9 protein-coding genes are annotated in these 12,498 nt (G+C 65.5%); 6 read left to right on the forward strand and 3 right to left on the reverse strand.

The annotated features are described in order from the left end of the window. Positions 1-27 precede the first annotated feature (27 nt). From QYL93_RS18885 to QYL93_RS18895, 3 genes are read right to left on the reverse strand one after another with little or no spacing between them, the layout of a single operon-like run. Positions 28-1,641 (reverse strand): acyl-CoA carboxylase subunit beta, encoded by a 1,614-nt coding sequence (locus tag QYL93_RS18885; protein ID WP_305745084.1) that lies wholly within the window; start codon positions 1,639-1,641, stop codon positions 28-30. Then, a complete protein-coding gene (locus tag QYL93_RS18890; RefSeq protein ID WP_305745085.1) occupies positions 1,638-2,549 on the reverse strand; it encodes an SDR family oxidoreductase in 912 nt (303 codons plus the stop codon). The genes QYL93_RS18885 and QYL93_RS18890 overlap by 4 nt, the downstream gene beginning before the upstream one ends. 3 nt (positions 2,550-2,552) lie before the next feature. Then, the gene (locus QYL93_RS18895) at positions 2,553-3,281 is read right to left on the reverse strand and encodes a TetR family transcriptional regulator (RefSeq protein WP_305745086.1); all 729 of its coding nucleotides are present in this window, start codon (positions 3,279-3,281) and stop codon (positions 2,553-2,555) included. A gap of 313 nt (positions 3,282-3,594) precedes the next feature. On the opposite strand from QYL93_RS18895, the gene QYL93_RS18900 reads away from it, so the two are divergent. From QYL93_RS18900 to QYL93_RS18925, 6 genes are all read left to right on the forward strand, one after another. Continuing rightward, positions 3,595-4,704 carry a carboxypeptidase regulatory-like domain-containing protein gene (locus tag QYL93_RS18900; protein WP_305745087.1) on the forward strand — a complete coding sequence of 370 codons (1,110 nt, stop codon included), beginning with the start codon at positions 3,595-3,597 and terminating at the stop codon, positions 4,702-4,704. Positions 4,705-5,443: 739 nt separating this feature from the next. Continuing rightward, positions 5,444-6,760 (forward strand): M12 family metallo-peptidase, encoded by a 1,317-nt coding sequence (locus QYL93_RS18905; RefSeq protein ID WP_305745088.1) that lies wholly within the window; start codon positions 5,444-5,446, stop codon positions 6,758-6,760. Positions 6,761-6,925: 165 nt separating this feature from the next. Further along, the gene (locus tag QYL93_RS18910) at positions 6,926-7,534 is read left to right on the forward strand and encodes a hypothetical protein (protein WP_305745089.1); all 609 of its coding nucleotides are present in this window, start codon (positions 6,926-6,928) and stop codon (positions 7,532-7,534) included. Further along, positions 7,531-9,303 carry a type I secretion system permease/ATPase gene (locus tag QYL93_RS18915; RefSeq protein ID WP_305745090.1) on the forward strand — a complete coding sequence of 591 codons (1,773 nt, stop codon included), beginning with the start codon at positions 7,531-7,533 and terminating at the stop codon, positions 9,301-9,303. Before QYL93_RS18910 ends, QYL93_RS18915 begins: the two co-directional genes overlap by 4 nt. A 19-nt stretch (positions 9,304-9,322) precedes the next feature. Next, a complete protein-coding gene (locus QYL93_RS18920) occupies positions 9,323-11,077 on the forward strand; it encodes a type I secretion system permease/ATPase (RefSeq protein WP_305745091.1) in 1,755 nt (584 codons plus the stop codon). 57 nt (positions 11,078-11,134) lie between these two features. Then, positions 11,135-12,496 carry an HlyD family type I secretion periplasmic adaptor subunit gene (locus tag QYL93_RS18925; RefSeq protein ID WP_305745092.1) on the forward strand — a complete coding sequence of 454 codons (1,362 nt, stop codon included), beginning with the start codon at positions 11,135-11,137 and terminating at the stop codon, positions 12,494-12,496. Positions 12,497-12,498 lie beyond the last annotated feature (2 nt).

Genomic DNA, 12,498 nt, shown 5'->3' on the forward strand with positions numbered 1-12,498 from the left:
GACCAGTGCAAGGGGAAAGGAGGGGGCCTACATGCGCGCTACCCCGAACTGCATGGGGTGAAGGCTGCGCGCCTGTGCATCGGCGCAGGTGGCCAGGCACAGGGCCAGCACGGCGCGGGTGTCGCGCGGGTCGATCACGCCGTCGTCCAGCAGCAGGCCGCTGGTGTAGAAGGCATCGGCCTGGGCCTCGAATATGGCCACGATCTTGTCGAACTGGGCCTGCGACTCGGCCGGATCGGGCGTGATGCCTTTGCGCGCCAGCGCTGCCTCGGTCACGATCTGCATGGTGCGTGCGGCCTGCTCGCCGCCCATCACGGCCGTCTTGGCACCGGGCCAACTGAACAGAAAACGCGGCGCATAGCCGCGCCCGCACATGCCGTAGTTGCCCGCGCCAAAGCTGGCGCCGCACTGGATGGTGATCTGCGGCACCGTGGCGTTGGCCACGGCCTGGATCATCTTGCTGCCGTGCTTGATCATGCCGCCCTGCTCGCTGTCCTTGCCCACCATGTAGCCCGTGGTGTTCTGCAGGTAGACGATGGGGTGGCCCAACTGGCACATCCACTGGATGAAGTGCGCCGCCTTGTTGGCACCCGCCACGTCGATGGGCCCGTTGTTGGTGATGAAGCCCACGGGGCGGCCATCGATGCGCGCCTGCGCGCAGACGGTGGCCATGCCGTAGCGCGCCTTGAATTCGAGCAGATCGGAGCCATCGACGATGCGCGCGACCACCTCGCGCATGTCCACGGGCTGGCGCAGGTCGTCGGGCATCAGGGCCAGCAGGTCATCTGCGCCCAGGGTCGGGCCTGGAGCCGCTGACGTTGAAGCAGGGTTTGCCCATCCTGATGCCTCGACGATGGCGCGCGCCATGCCGATGGCCTCGCGGTCATCCAGTGCCAGGTACTCGCCCAGGCCCGAGACGCTGGTGTGCATCTCGGCGCCGCCCAGTTCCTCCTCGGTGGCGATCTCTCCCGTTGCAGCCTTGAGCAAGGGCGGCCCCGCCAGGAAGGCACGCGAGCGGCCCTGCACCATGATCACCACGTCCGACAGGCCGGGCATGTAAGCCCCGCCGGCCGTGCCCGAGCCATGCTGCACGGTGATCACAGGAATGCCGGCCGCCGACAGCCGCGCCAGGTTGCGGAACAGGCTGCCGCCATGCACGAAGCCCTCGACCCGGTAGCGCATGAGGTTGGCGCCCGCGCTTTCGACCAGGTGCACGAAAGGCAGGCGATTCTGCAACGCGATCTCCTGCACGCGCAGGATCTTGTCCAGGCCCATGGGCTGGATGGCGCCCGCCTCGATGCCCGAGTCGCTGGCCACCACCATGCAGCGCACGCCCGACACCATGCCGATGCCGGCGAGGATGCCACCCCCCGGGACTGATCTGGCCGGGTCTTTCGTGTCCTGCAGGTAGCCCGCCAGGGTGGCCAGTGGCAGCCAGGGCGTGCCGGCATCGAGCAGCAGCGCCACGCGCTGGCGCGGCAGCAACTGGCCGCGCTTGTCGAACTGCGGCTGCGAGCGGGCCGAGGCAGCCGCGGCGCGGTCTTCGAGTGCGCGCAGGGCGTCCAGCCGAGCCAGTTGGGTGCTGCGCCGCCGCTGTACGTCGGGTGCGGAGGCATTGAACCGCGAGGCGAAAGCCGTCATGGCGCTGCCTCCGGTAGCTGTTGCTGCTGCTCTGCAAACACGCGCGGCACCTGCGCGCGGTGAAAGCCCTCGAATGGCCGCACGGCAGGCCGCTGCTGGGTGGGCGCATCGGGCACCTGCATGGGCCAGCCCAGGCGCGCCTGGGGGCGTGCGCCATCGACGCGCATGGTGGTGCCGCTGATGAAGCTGGCCGCGGGGCTGAGCAAAAAGATGATGGCCGCAGAGACTTCGGCCTCGGTGCCAAAGCGCCCCTGGGGCACCGTGTGGCGCATGGCACGCAGCATGTCGGCGGCGGCGGGTGGGTAGTTGTCCATGCCGCTCGATGCGATGTAGCCGGGCGCCACCGCGTTCACGCGCACGCCGCTGCCGGCCCATTCGAGCGCAGCGGTTTCGGTGAAGCTGACCATGCCGGCGCGCGCGGCGCCGCTGTGCCCCATGCCCGGCATGGAGCCCCACATGTCGGCCACGATGTTGACGATGCTGCCGCCCTGGGCCTGCATCCACTGCCGGTGGCACTCGCGCGCCATCAAAAAACCGCCGGTGAGGTTGGTGTTCAGCACCGCCTCCCAGCCCTTGGCGGAGATGCTGGCCAGCGGTGCCATGAACTGGCCGCCCGCGTTGTTCACCAGCGCGTCGATGCGTCCGTGCTCGGCCAGGGCCTGCTGCACCACAATGGCCACGGCCTCTTCGGAGCGGATGTCGCAGGCATGCCAGGAGGCCTGCCCGCCGTCGGCCGCGATCTCGGCCTGCACCGCCTGCAGCTTGTCAGCCTTGCGCCCGACCAGCACCACCTGCGCACCCAGCCGGGCCAGCTCGTGCGCCGTGCAGCGGCCTATGCCCGACCCGCCGCCGGTGACGATCACCACCTTCCCCGCGAACAGGCCGGGTGCGAACACGCTCTGGTACATGGCTCAGGCCTCCCGTATGAACAGTGCCAGCGCCTCGCCGGTCAGCTCGTCCAGCGACTTGCCACCCTTGGGGGCAAACCACTGCACGGCCCAGTTCAGTGCGCCGAAAAGAAACAGGCGGGCCACGCCTGGGGTGGCCTGCAGTGCGCCCTGCCGTGACAGGGCGTCGAGCGTGGGCATCCAGGCGGCCTCGTAAGCGTCCTTGACGCGGGCGATCCCCTTGCGCTGCGCGGGCGTCAGCGAGCGCCATTCGTACAGCATCACCGGGATGAAACCGCTGCGTGGGCCGAGCAGTATCTCGAAATGGTGGCGAATCAGCACCCGCAGCTGTTCATGTGGCGTGGCACCCGCGGGCAGGGCGGCCATCGCCTGCTGCTGGCTTTGCAGGGCCATGACCATGCCTTCGTTCATGACCGCGTGGAGCAGGGCGCCCTTGCTTTCGAAGTGGTAGAAGGGCGAGCCGCTGTGCATGCCCGCCGCCGCAGCGATGTCGCGTGTGGTGGTGGCCGCAAAGCCCTTGGTCAGGAATAGCTTGGCCGCGCCGTCCATGAGCTTGCGGCGACGGTTGCCGTCATCCACTTCTTCGGCGGTCTTGCGCGGGCGGCCGCGTGGGCGCCGTGGTTCTTCTGCCGCCGCGACGGCGGTTTTGCGGATGCGGGCGGCAGGCGTGGGAGGGGCTTCAGGGGGGCGGGGGAGCGGGGGACGTTTGCGCCGGACAACGGGGGTTTCCATGCTTCGCACGATAGCAAAACGCTTTATTTTTAGCAAGCAAGTGCTTTGTAAAAATAGCGGCGCAGGTTTTTGGCGTTCGTAGTTCCGGTTTTTTGGAGGGGGGCTCGGACGACGCCCACAAAATTGTTCCCAATCGTTGATTCATCCATCAAGTTGAAACAGGCCGCGCTGCAAAAATGGCGGTTTGCGCGAAATTTTTCACGCTTTGTCGGTTTAATGCTCGTAAAAGTGTTCTTTTGCGCATTGATGGTGATTTGGCGCGGCGGCGGTTATCCCCTACGCTCCGCGGTCCATTCAACGAGAGGCAGGTTTCATGAACACCTACGGCATTGCCCGTTGGGCGCGTTGCGCCGTCGTCACCGCGTCCGCAGTCCTGGCGCTTGGCGCTCAGGCGCAGGTCATCGATTTCTCCGGCACCCGCGGCGCGGGCGTCAATCAGACGGATGTACTGCTTGAGAATCTGCGCCTCCTGGTGCCGGTGCCCAATCCGCAGCAGCCGGGCACCACGACCACGGTGGAGTCCAACTACAACATCCTGTTCCGCTTCGACCCTGCCACCTTGCACCTGGTGCCGGTGGGTCTGCAGCAGACCGGCGGGTCGGGCTCGGTGCAGTGCGCCACGGCCCAGGTGACGGTGTTCGACGCGCTGCGGGGCGCGAACCAGCCCCTGGCGAATGCGTCGGTGACCCTGGGCACGCGCTCGGCCACCACCAATGCGCAGGGCGTGGCCTCTTTCGCGGGGCTGGCGCAAGGCTTCTTCACCGTGACCACGACGGCGCCCAACTACTCGCCCGCCAACCAGACGGTGCTGCTCAACTGTTCCGCCCCCAACCAGGTGGCGGTGGCCCTTTCGCCAGCCAGCGGCAGCGCGGGCGGACTGGCCGCCGGCCAGTTCCGCACCATCCTGACCTGGGGTGAGAACCCGCGCGACCTGGATTCGCATCTGACGGGCCCTGCTGCCAGCGCCAACTCGCGCTGGCATGTGTACTTTGGCGCCAAGACATCCGGCGACATGTGCGCGCTCGATGTGGATGACATCTCGTCCTATGGCCCGGAGACGGTGACCTGCCCGCCCACGGCCAGCGCGGCCACCGCGCTGCGCCCGGGCGTGTACCGCTATTCGGTGCACCACTATTCGGGCTCGGGCAACCTGGGTACGTCGAATGCCAATGTGCGGCTGGAGCTTTCCAATGGGCAGGCCTATACCTTCACGCCCCCGGCTGCACCCTATACCGGCACCAACAATGTCTGGACGGTGTATGAGCTGACGGTGCTGGCCGATGGGTCGGTGGGCGTGGCGCCGGTCAATTCGGTGATGGCGAACGTATCGTCGAGCAGCGTGGCCCGCGAACTGCCGATCGCCGAAGGCACCGGCCTGGGCCAGGCCGAGAGCCCTTCAGTGTTCCGTAATCTGGTGAAATAGCCGGGGCGGGCAGGCGCCGCAAGGTGTTTGAAATGTCCGTACCCTGCCCAATTCGAGCCCTGGCGCCCAAGGTGCCGGGGCTTTTTGCATTGCGTCGCGATTGTCTGAGGGGTGACAGATTGTTCTTCGCAACCATGTGGTTTTTCGCCAGGTTTGCAATGCTTTTGATAGCGATTGGGGTAATGTCGGCGAAGTTTTCAAGGAATTCGGCCCTGCTTTTTTTGCCCCGTGTACGAGCCTGGCTCACGCGCCGCAGTGCCTTTTTAGCAGAGACATTTGCAGGGTTAATGCGGCAGCACCGCTGGTGCCGGTGATAACGTAAGCGCATGAACACACCGAACCAAACCCCTACGCCTTCGCCCTCCGGTCTTGATCCTCAAAAGGTACGCGCAGATCTGGAGAACCTGTTTCGCCAGGCTGTGCCGCAGCCGGGCAAGCCTTCTGCCGACAAGCCCGCTGGCAAGTAAGGCACCGAAAACCGCATTCACGCCGCCCATCCGCCTTGCGGATGGGCGGCGTTTGCTTTGGTGGTCTGCACTCCGGTGGGTGATAACTTCGCTGCACCATCGGATGGTGATCATTGGTTTTCTGTATCAACGGCGTGTGGGCGCCGGTGATACAGTGGTGCAGCGATTCACCCTGCGGCCAGATCCTGCCTTTCCCCACTGACTTGCGACCTGCTTCACGGCGGGCTGGGGCGGTTTTGGAAGGAGATGGCCGCCCGCAAGAAAGCCCCGCCATGGCCACCGTCTCCGATCTCCAGCGCATCGTGTACTCAGGCAACCCGCAGGCCGATGCCCTGCTGGACAACCCGTCGCCGTGGAACTTTTTCCCCGATGGCCGCAAGGTGCTGTACTACACGTTTGACGCGAGTCCCGGCAGCGTGGCGGCTTCCGATGCGGGGCGCTCGATCACAGCATTCAACACAGCGCAGCAGCAGGCCACCCGGCAGATACTGCAGCATGCGGCGGCGGTCACGGGCATCGTGTTCACAGAGGTGGGCAGCTCGGCCCAGGCGGACCTCCATTTCGTGGCCACGAATATCCCGGGTGCATCGACGGCGGGATTGGCATCGACGTTCTACAACTACAGCTACAACGGCAGCCAGACGTTGACCCAGCTGAATGCGGAGTCGGTGGTGTACCTGGACAACGTGGAGCATGCCGGCATCAACAACCAGCCCACGGCGGGCGGTGCCGGCTACGAGGTGCTGCTGCACGAGGTAGGGCATGCGCTGGGGCTGGCGCACCCGTTCGACTCCTCGCGGCCGCTGCCATCGGCGCAGGACAACACCAACAACACCGTCATGTCGTATACGCATGCCGGCCCCTACAAGACCACGTTCCAGGCGTTCGATCTGCTGGCGCTGGACTGGATCTACGGGCGCGACGGCCTGGGCGGTGCCTGGGGCATGAATTCCACGAACGGCCCGACGCTGACCTTCGCCAGCCAGCCCAGCGGCACTGCGGGGCCGGACGTGTTCACCAGCACGCAGGCCAGCGAGACATTCAACGGTGCGGGAGGTGTGGACACCTTGGTGGCCCACGGCGCTCGCAGCGGCTACTCGCTCGCCCGCAAGGATGGTGGCTGGCAACTGGTGGATGGCACTGCGGGCCGCGACGGTACCGACACCTTGCTGCAGATCGAGCGCGTGCGCTTTTCGGACCGCTCGGTGGCGCTGGACCTTGATGGTGCGGCGGGCACGACGGCGCGCCTGCTGGGGGCGCTGGTCGGTCCGGCAGGGTTGGGCAGCCGCGAACTTGTGGGGGCAGTGCTCAGTGTGGTGGATTCGGGCACGTCGCAGCTGCAACTTGCGCAGCTGGGCCTGAATGCGGTGCTGGGTGCTTCGGCAACGCCGGAGCAGGTAGCGGCGCTGCTGTTCGGCAACGTGGTGGGGGCGTCGGCAGACGCCGCCACGGTGCAGTCGCTTGCCGGCCTGATCAGATCGGGTGCCTACACCAATGCGTCGTTCACGGTGGCCGTCGCCAACCTGGACATCAATGCAGCCCATATCGACCTGGTGGGGCTGAGCACACGGGGGCTCGACTACGTCTGACCACGCCGGTCGCTCGATGCCCTGACGCTGGGTTTTCTTCGCCCAGGGTGGCGTGTGCCTGGGCTGCATCTTCTACTGCCTGTGATTCAGGTCACTCCGGCACGGCGAGTGCCTTTGGTTTGGGGAGAAAAATTCATATAGGAACTGCTACACTCCGCTTCCTATATGAATTCCCTCCTGCGCATTCCGCTCAACGCCACGCCCGACCAGGTGGGGCGGCTGCGTGCATTGCAGACGGGATTTGCCAACGTCTGCAATGCGCTGGCACCGGTCGTGCAGCAGACGCGGGTGTGGAACCGGGTGGCGCTGCATCACCTGACGTACAGGCAGTTGCGCGAGCAGTTTCCCGAGATGGGTTCGCAAATGGTGTGCAACGCCATCTATTCGGTGTCCCGCACCGGGCGCCTGATTTTTCAGCACCCTGCCAGTCCTTTCAATCTTGCGCGGCTGGGCGACAAGCCGCTGCCCCTGCTGCAATTCGCAGACACCTGCCCGGTGTATTTCGACCGCCACACCTTGAGCGTCAAGGGCGGGCAGCTGTCCATGTTCACGCTGGATGGGCGCATGCGCTTCGAGTTGGCGCTGCGTCCGGAGGACGAGGCGAGCTTTCACGAACGCAAGCTGCGCGAGATCGTCCTGTCGCAGCGGGCCGACGGCGTCTATGAACTGTCCTTTTTGCTGGGCAGCGAGTCCGACGGCGCTGCACCAGCGCCCGACCAGGCCATGCCCGACGGCGAGATCCCCGAATACATCATGGTCCACGAGACAGTATGAAACCCAACCTCCCTCCCTCTGAACTGCGTCAGGCGATTTCCTCGCTGAGGCCCTTTTTCGTGCGCTCCGGCTGGTTCAGCGTCTTCTCCAGTCTGCTGGTGCTGGCGCCTTCCGTGTACATGCTGGAAGTCTATGACCGGGTGGTGAACACGCGCAACCACCTTACGCTGGTGATGCTCACGCTGCTGGTGCTGGGGGCCTACGTGCTGATGGAGGTGCTGGAATGGGCGCGCAGTGAGGTGATGCGCTCTGCCAGCGTAGAGCTTGATCACCGCATGAGCGGGCGTGTCTTCGGCGCCATCTTCGAAGCCAGCCTCAAGCGCCTGCCCGGGGGGTCCCAGCAGCCGCTGAATGACTTCCGGATGGTGCGCGACTTTCTGTACTCCCCAGCACTGCTGGCCGTCATGGAGGCCCCCATCGCACTGGTGATGATGGTGCTCCTGTTCATGATCAGCCCGGTGTTGGGCTGGGCAGCGCTCGCCTTCGGGGTATTGCAGGTGATCGTGGCTTGGTTCAACGAACGTGCCACCAAGCCGCCGCTGATGCAGGCCAATGGCAGCTCGATTGCTGCGCAGCAGTATGCCGACGGCGCCCTGCGCAATGCCGAGGTGATCGAGTCCATGGGCATGCTGCGCGACACGCACAAGCGCTGGCAGAACAAGCAGCGCGATTTCCTGCGCCTGCAGGCGCTGGCATCCGAGCGCGCAGGCGGTTTTCAGGCGCTCTCCAAGTTCGTGCAGAACACCTTGAGTTCGCTGCTGCTGGGGCTGGGTGCCTGGCTGCTTTTGCGCAACGAACTCAATGGCGGCGCGGGGATGATGATCGTCGCGTCCATCCTGGGCGGGCGCATGCTGGCCCCTTTGGTCCAGGTGGTGACGCAGTGGCAGACGGTTGTGAACGTGCGGGATGCCTGGATGCGGTTGGACCAGTTGCTGACAGCCCTGCCTGCTGCTTCGGTGAACATGGCCCTGCCTGCACCGCGGGGCGCGCTCCAGGTCGAGCAACTGATTGCATCGGCGCCTGGCAACCCTGCCCATATCCTGCGCGGAGTGGCTTTCGCATTGAATCCCGGCGAAGTTCTGGTGGTGGTGGGGCCATCGGCCTCGGGCAAGACCACACTGGCCCGCTTGCTGGTGGGCTTGTGGCCTGCGGCCGGGGGCAAGGTGCGGCTCGACGGCGCTGACGTGTACACCTGGAACAAGGCGGAACTGGGCCCGTACATGGGCTATCTGCCCCAAGGCGTGGAACTGTTCGAGGGCACGTTGGCCGAGAACATCGCCCGGTTTGGCAAGGTCGATATGGTCAAGGTGGAAGCTGCAGCCCGCGCGGTCGGCCTGCACGAGTTCATCCTGTCCCTGCCGCACGGCTACGACAACCCCGTGGGCTCCGATGGTGCCCGGCTATCGGGTGGCCAGCGCCAGCGTGTGGGGCTGGCCCGCGCACTGTACGACGACCCGGTGTTCGTGGTGCTGGACGAACCCAATTCCAGTCTCGACGAACAGGGCGATGCGGCGCTGGCGCATGCCATCCAGGCGGCCAAGGCGCGCGGCACCACCTTCGTCATCATGACCCACCGCACCAGCGTGCTGGCCGTGGCCGACAAGATGCTGGTGCTGCGCGACGGGCTGCAGCAGGTCTTCGGACCGCGCGACGAGGTCATTGCTGCCTTGAACCAGGCTGCACAACAGCAGGCCCAGGCACAGGCCCAGTCGGCACAAGCACGGCAGGCAACGCCGCAAGGTTCGGCGCCTGCGCTGGCTGCATCCTGATATCCACGCGAGTCCATTCATGAAGAAAACTGGTTTTTTCCACCGCAGCGAGCTCACCGAGGCGCTGTGGACCTTCCGGCGGGAGTTCATCGTGGTCGGCATCTTCAGCATGGTGGCCAATGTGCTCATGCTGGCGCCCACCATGTACATGCTGCAGGTCTTTGACCGCGTCATGTCCAGCCGCAGCGAGCTGACCCTGATCGTCATGTCGCTCATCACGCTGTTCTTTTTCATCGTGATGGCGTTTGCCGAGTGGATGCGATCGCGCGTGCTCGTGCATGCCGGCCTGCGCCTGGATGGGGTGCTCAGCACCCGTGTCTTCAACGCCAGTTTCGAGGCCCGCCTGAGCCAGACCGGGGCCTCGGTGGTGCGCGCATTCACCGACCTCATCCAGATCCGCCAGTTCCTCACGGGCAATGGCATTTTGGCGTTTTTCGACATTCCGTGGGCTCCTATCTACCTGGCCGTGCTGTTCTTTCTGCACCCCGTGCTGGGCTATGCGGCGCTGGTCTTCGCCGCAATCCAGGGTGCGTTGGCATGGTTTGGCCACCGCCATACCGTAGCGCCATCGGAAGCCGCATCCAAGGCCACATCGGAATCGGGTGCCTATCTGCAAAGCAAGCTGCGCAATGCGGAGGCGCTGGAGTCCATGGGCATGGTGCACAACCTGCGCCCCCACTGGGCCAAGCGCCATGCAAAGGCCCTGGAGCTGCATGGCCAGGCCCAGGCGCTCACGCACCGTATCAGTGCCTGGAGCAAGCTCATCCGCTACAGCCAGCAGTCGCTGGCACTCGGTATTGGCGCTTTGCTGGTGATCGACGGCCAGCTGTCGCCAGGGGGCATGATTGCCGCCAACGTGCTCATGGGGCGTGCACTGGCGCCCATCGACATGCTGGTCGGCACCTGGCGCAGCTTTATCGGTGCACGCAGCGCTTTCGAGCGCCTGGAGGATCTGCTGCGCACACACCCCGAACGTGATACGGCACTTTCCCGCGTTGCTCCCAAGGGGGATGTTGTGGTGCGCGGGCTGGTGGCAACGGCTCCCGGTCGGCCGCTGCCCATTCTCAAGGGCGTGAGTACGGCAGCCCCAGCGGGAACGGTGACCGTGGTCCTGGGCCCTTCGGGGTCGGGCAAGTCCACCCTGGCGCGCTGCCTGATGGGCATCTGGCCCGGTGCGTCGGGCGAGGTGCTGCTCGATGGTTTGCCCATCGATGGCTGGGACCGCATGGAGCTGGGTCCGTACCTGGGTTACCTGCCGCAGGACATCGAGCTCTTCGAGGGATCCATTGCCGAGAACATTGCGCGCTTCGGGCAGGTCGATCCCGAAAAAGTCATTGCCGCAGCGCGCAGCGCGGGCCTGCACGAAATGATCCTGCGCTTTCCCAAGGGCTATGACACGCCCATCGGCGAGGCGGGCAATCTCCTCTCCGGCGGCCAGCGCCAACGCGTGGGCCTGGCGCGTGCCATGTATGGCGATCCGGTGATGGTGGTGCTTGATGAACCCAACGCCAACCTGGACGACGTGGGCGAAGCCGCCCTGGTTCGCGCGGTGCAGGAACTCAAGTCCAAGGGGTGCACGGTATTCCTGATCACGCACCGGCCCGGGATCCTGGCCGTTGCAGACCGGCTGCTGGTCCTTCAGGACGGCGCGGTGGTGGCCGACGGGCCGCGTGACGCGGTGCTGGACGCCCTGCGCGCGGGCCATGCCGCCGCTGCTGCGCAGTCTTCGCCTCCGGCTGCGACCTCGGGCGGGCTGCAGCCCGTGCCCGCATGAGCGCGGCGCCAACGCTGCACTTCGTTTTATTGATGCCTCTTTCTGTCGGGTACTGACATGGTCAAATCATTGTTTCCTTTGAATAAGAAGCCGGATCCATCGCTGGACGGCAACGACGCCGTGGCGCTTCCCGCAGCCGGGGACTCCGGCCGTGCCGGGCGCATGGGCTTGTGGGCGCTGGCCATCGGTTTTGGCGGGTTCCTGCTGTGGGCGTCTCTGGCACCGCTGGACGAAGGGGTGCCGGCTGCCGGTATCGTTGCCATCGATACCAAGCGCAAGGCGGTACAGCACCTGAGTGGCGGCATCGTCAAGGAGGTGCTGGTGCGCGAAGGCGATGAGGTGAAGGAAGGCCAGTTGCTGATCCGCCTGGACTCGGCCGTGGCACGGGCCAACTACGAGTCCGTGCGCCAACGCTACCTGGGGCTGCGGGCCATGCAGGGGCGCCTGCTGGCCGAGCAGGGCGGCCTGGCCAGTATCAGCTTCCATGCCGACCTGCAGGCCGCAGGCTCCGACCCGCTGATCCGCCAGCAGATGCAGAACCAGGAGCAGCTGTTCATGACGCGGCGCAGCCTGTTGCGCTCCGACCTGCAATCCATCGAGGAAAGCATCCAGGGCCAGGAAGGCCTGCTGCAGGCCTATGACGGCATGCTGGCCAGCCGCAAGAGCCAGTTGTCGCTGATCAATGAAGAGTTGGGCAATCTGCGTGGTCTGGTCAAGGAAGGCTATGCACCACGCAACCGCCAGCTGGAGATGGAGCGCATGGTCGCCGACTCCACGACGGGGATTGCCGATCTTCAGGGCAATACCATCCGTGCGCGCCGTACCATTGGTGAGTTGCGCCAGCGCGCCCTGTCGCGCCAGCAGGAATACCGCAAAGAGGTGGAAACCCAGTTGGCCGAGGTCAGCCGCGAAGTGCTGTCGGACAACGAAAAACTGCATGCCGTCACCGACGACCTGGGCCGCACCGAGATCAAGGCGCCAGCCTCTGGCCAAGTGGTGAGTCTGGCCATCCAGACCGTGGGCGGTGTGATTGCACCCGGGCAAAAGCTCATGGACATCGTGCCCAAGGATGCCTCGCTGCTGCTGGAGGCGCATGTGGCCCCGCACCTGATCGACCGTGTGCATTCCGAGCTGCCGGTGGATGTGCGGTTCTCTTCCTTCGCCCACTCGCCCCAGTTGGTGGTGGACGGCAAGGTGGTGTCCATCTCCGCCGACCTGCTGGTCGAGCCGCAGACCAATGTGAGCTACTACCTGGCGCGCATCCAGGTGACGCCGGAAGGCATGAAGAAGTTGGGCAAGCGCCAGTTGCAACCGGGCATGCCCGTGGAAGTCATCTTCAAGACCGGCGAACGCTCGATGCTGACCTACCTGCTGCACCCGCTGACCAAGCGGCTGGCGGCGTCCATGACCGAGGAGTGATG

Origin of the sequence: Acidovorax sp. A1169 (genome assembly GCF_030704685.1) — a bacterium.
Lineage (GTDB): Bacteria > Pseudomonadota > Gammaproteobacteria > Burkholderiales > Burkholderiaceae_C > Acidovorax.

Excerpts from the sequence above, each read along its gene's own strand:
- QYL93_RS18885 (WP_305745084.1), bottom strand. The coding sequence starts at position 1,641 with ATGACGGCTTTCGCCTCGCGGTTCAATGCCTCCGCACCCGACGTACAG.
- QYL93_RS18890 (WP_305745085.1), bottom strand. The coding sequence starts at position 2,549 with ATGTACCAGAGCGTGTTCGCACCCGGCCTGTTCGCGGGGAAGGTGGTG.
- QYL93_RS18895 (WP_305745086.1), bottom strand. The coding sequence starts at position 3,281 with ATGGAAACCCCCGTTGTCCGGCGCAAACGTCCCCCGCTCCCCCGCCCC.
- QYL93_RS18900 (WP_305745087.1), top strand. The coding sequence starts at position 3,595 with ATGAACACCTACGGCATTGCCCGTTGGGCGCGTTGCGCCGTCGTCACC.
- QYL93_RS18905 (WP_305745088.1), top strand. The coding sequence starts at position 5,444 with ATGGCCACCGTCTCCGATCTCCAGCGCATCGTGTACTCAGGCAACCCG.
- QYL93_RS18910 (WP_305745089.1), top strand. The coding sequence starts at position 6,926 with ATGAATTCCCTCCTGCGCATTCCGCTCAACGCCACGCCCGACCAGGTG.
- QYL93_RS18915 (WP_305745090.1), top strand. The coding sequence starts at position 7,531 with ATGAAACCCAACCTCCCTCCCTCTGAACTGCGTCAGGCGATTTCCTCG.
- QYL93_RS18920 (WP_305745091.1), top strand. The coding sequence starts at position 9,323 with ATGAAGAAAACTGGTTTTTTCCACCGCAGCGAGCTCACCGAGGCGCTG.
- QYL93_RS18925 (WP_305745092.1), top strand. The coding sequence starts at position 11,135 with ATGGTCAAATCATTGTTTCCTTTGAATAAGAAGCCGGATCCATCGCTG.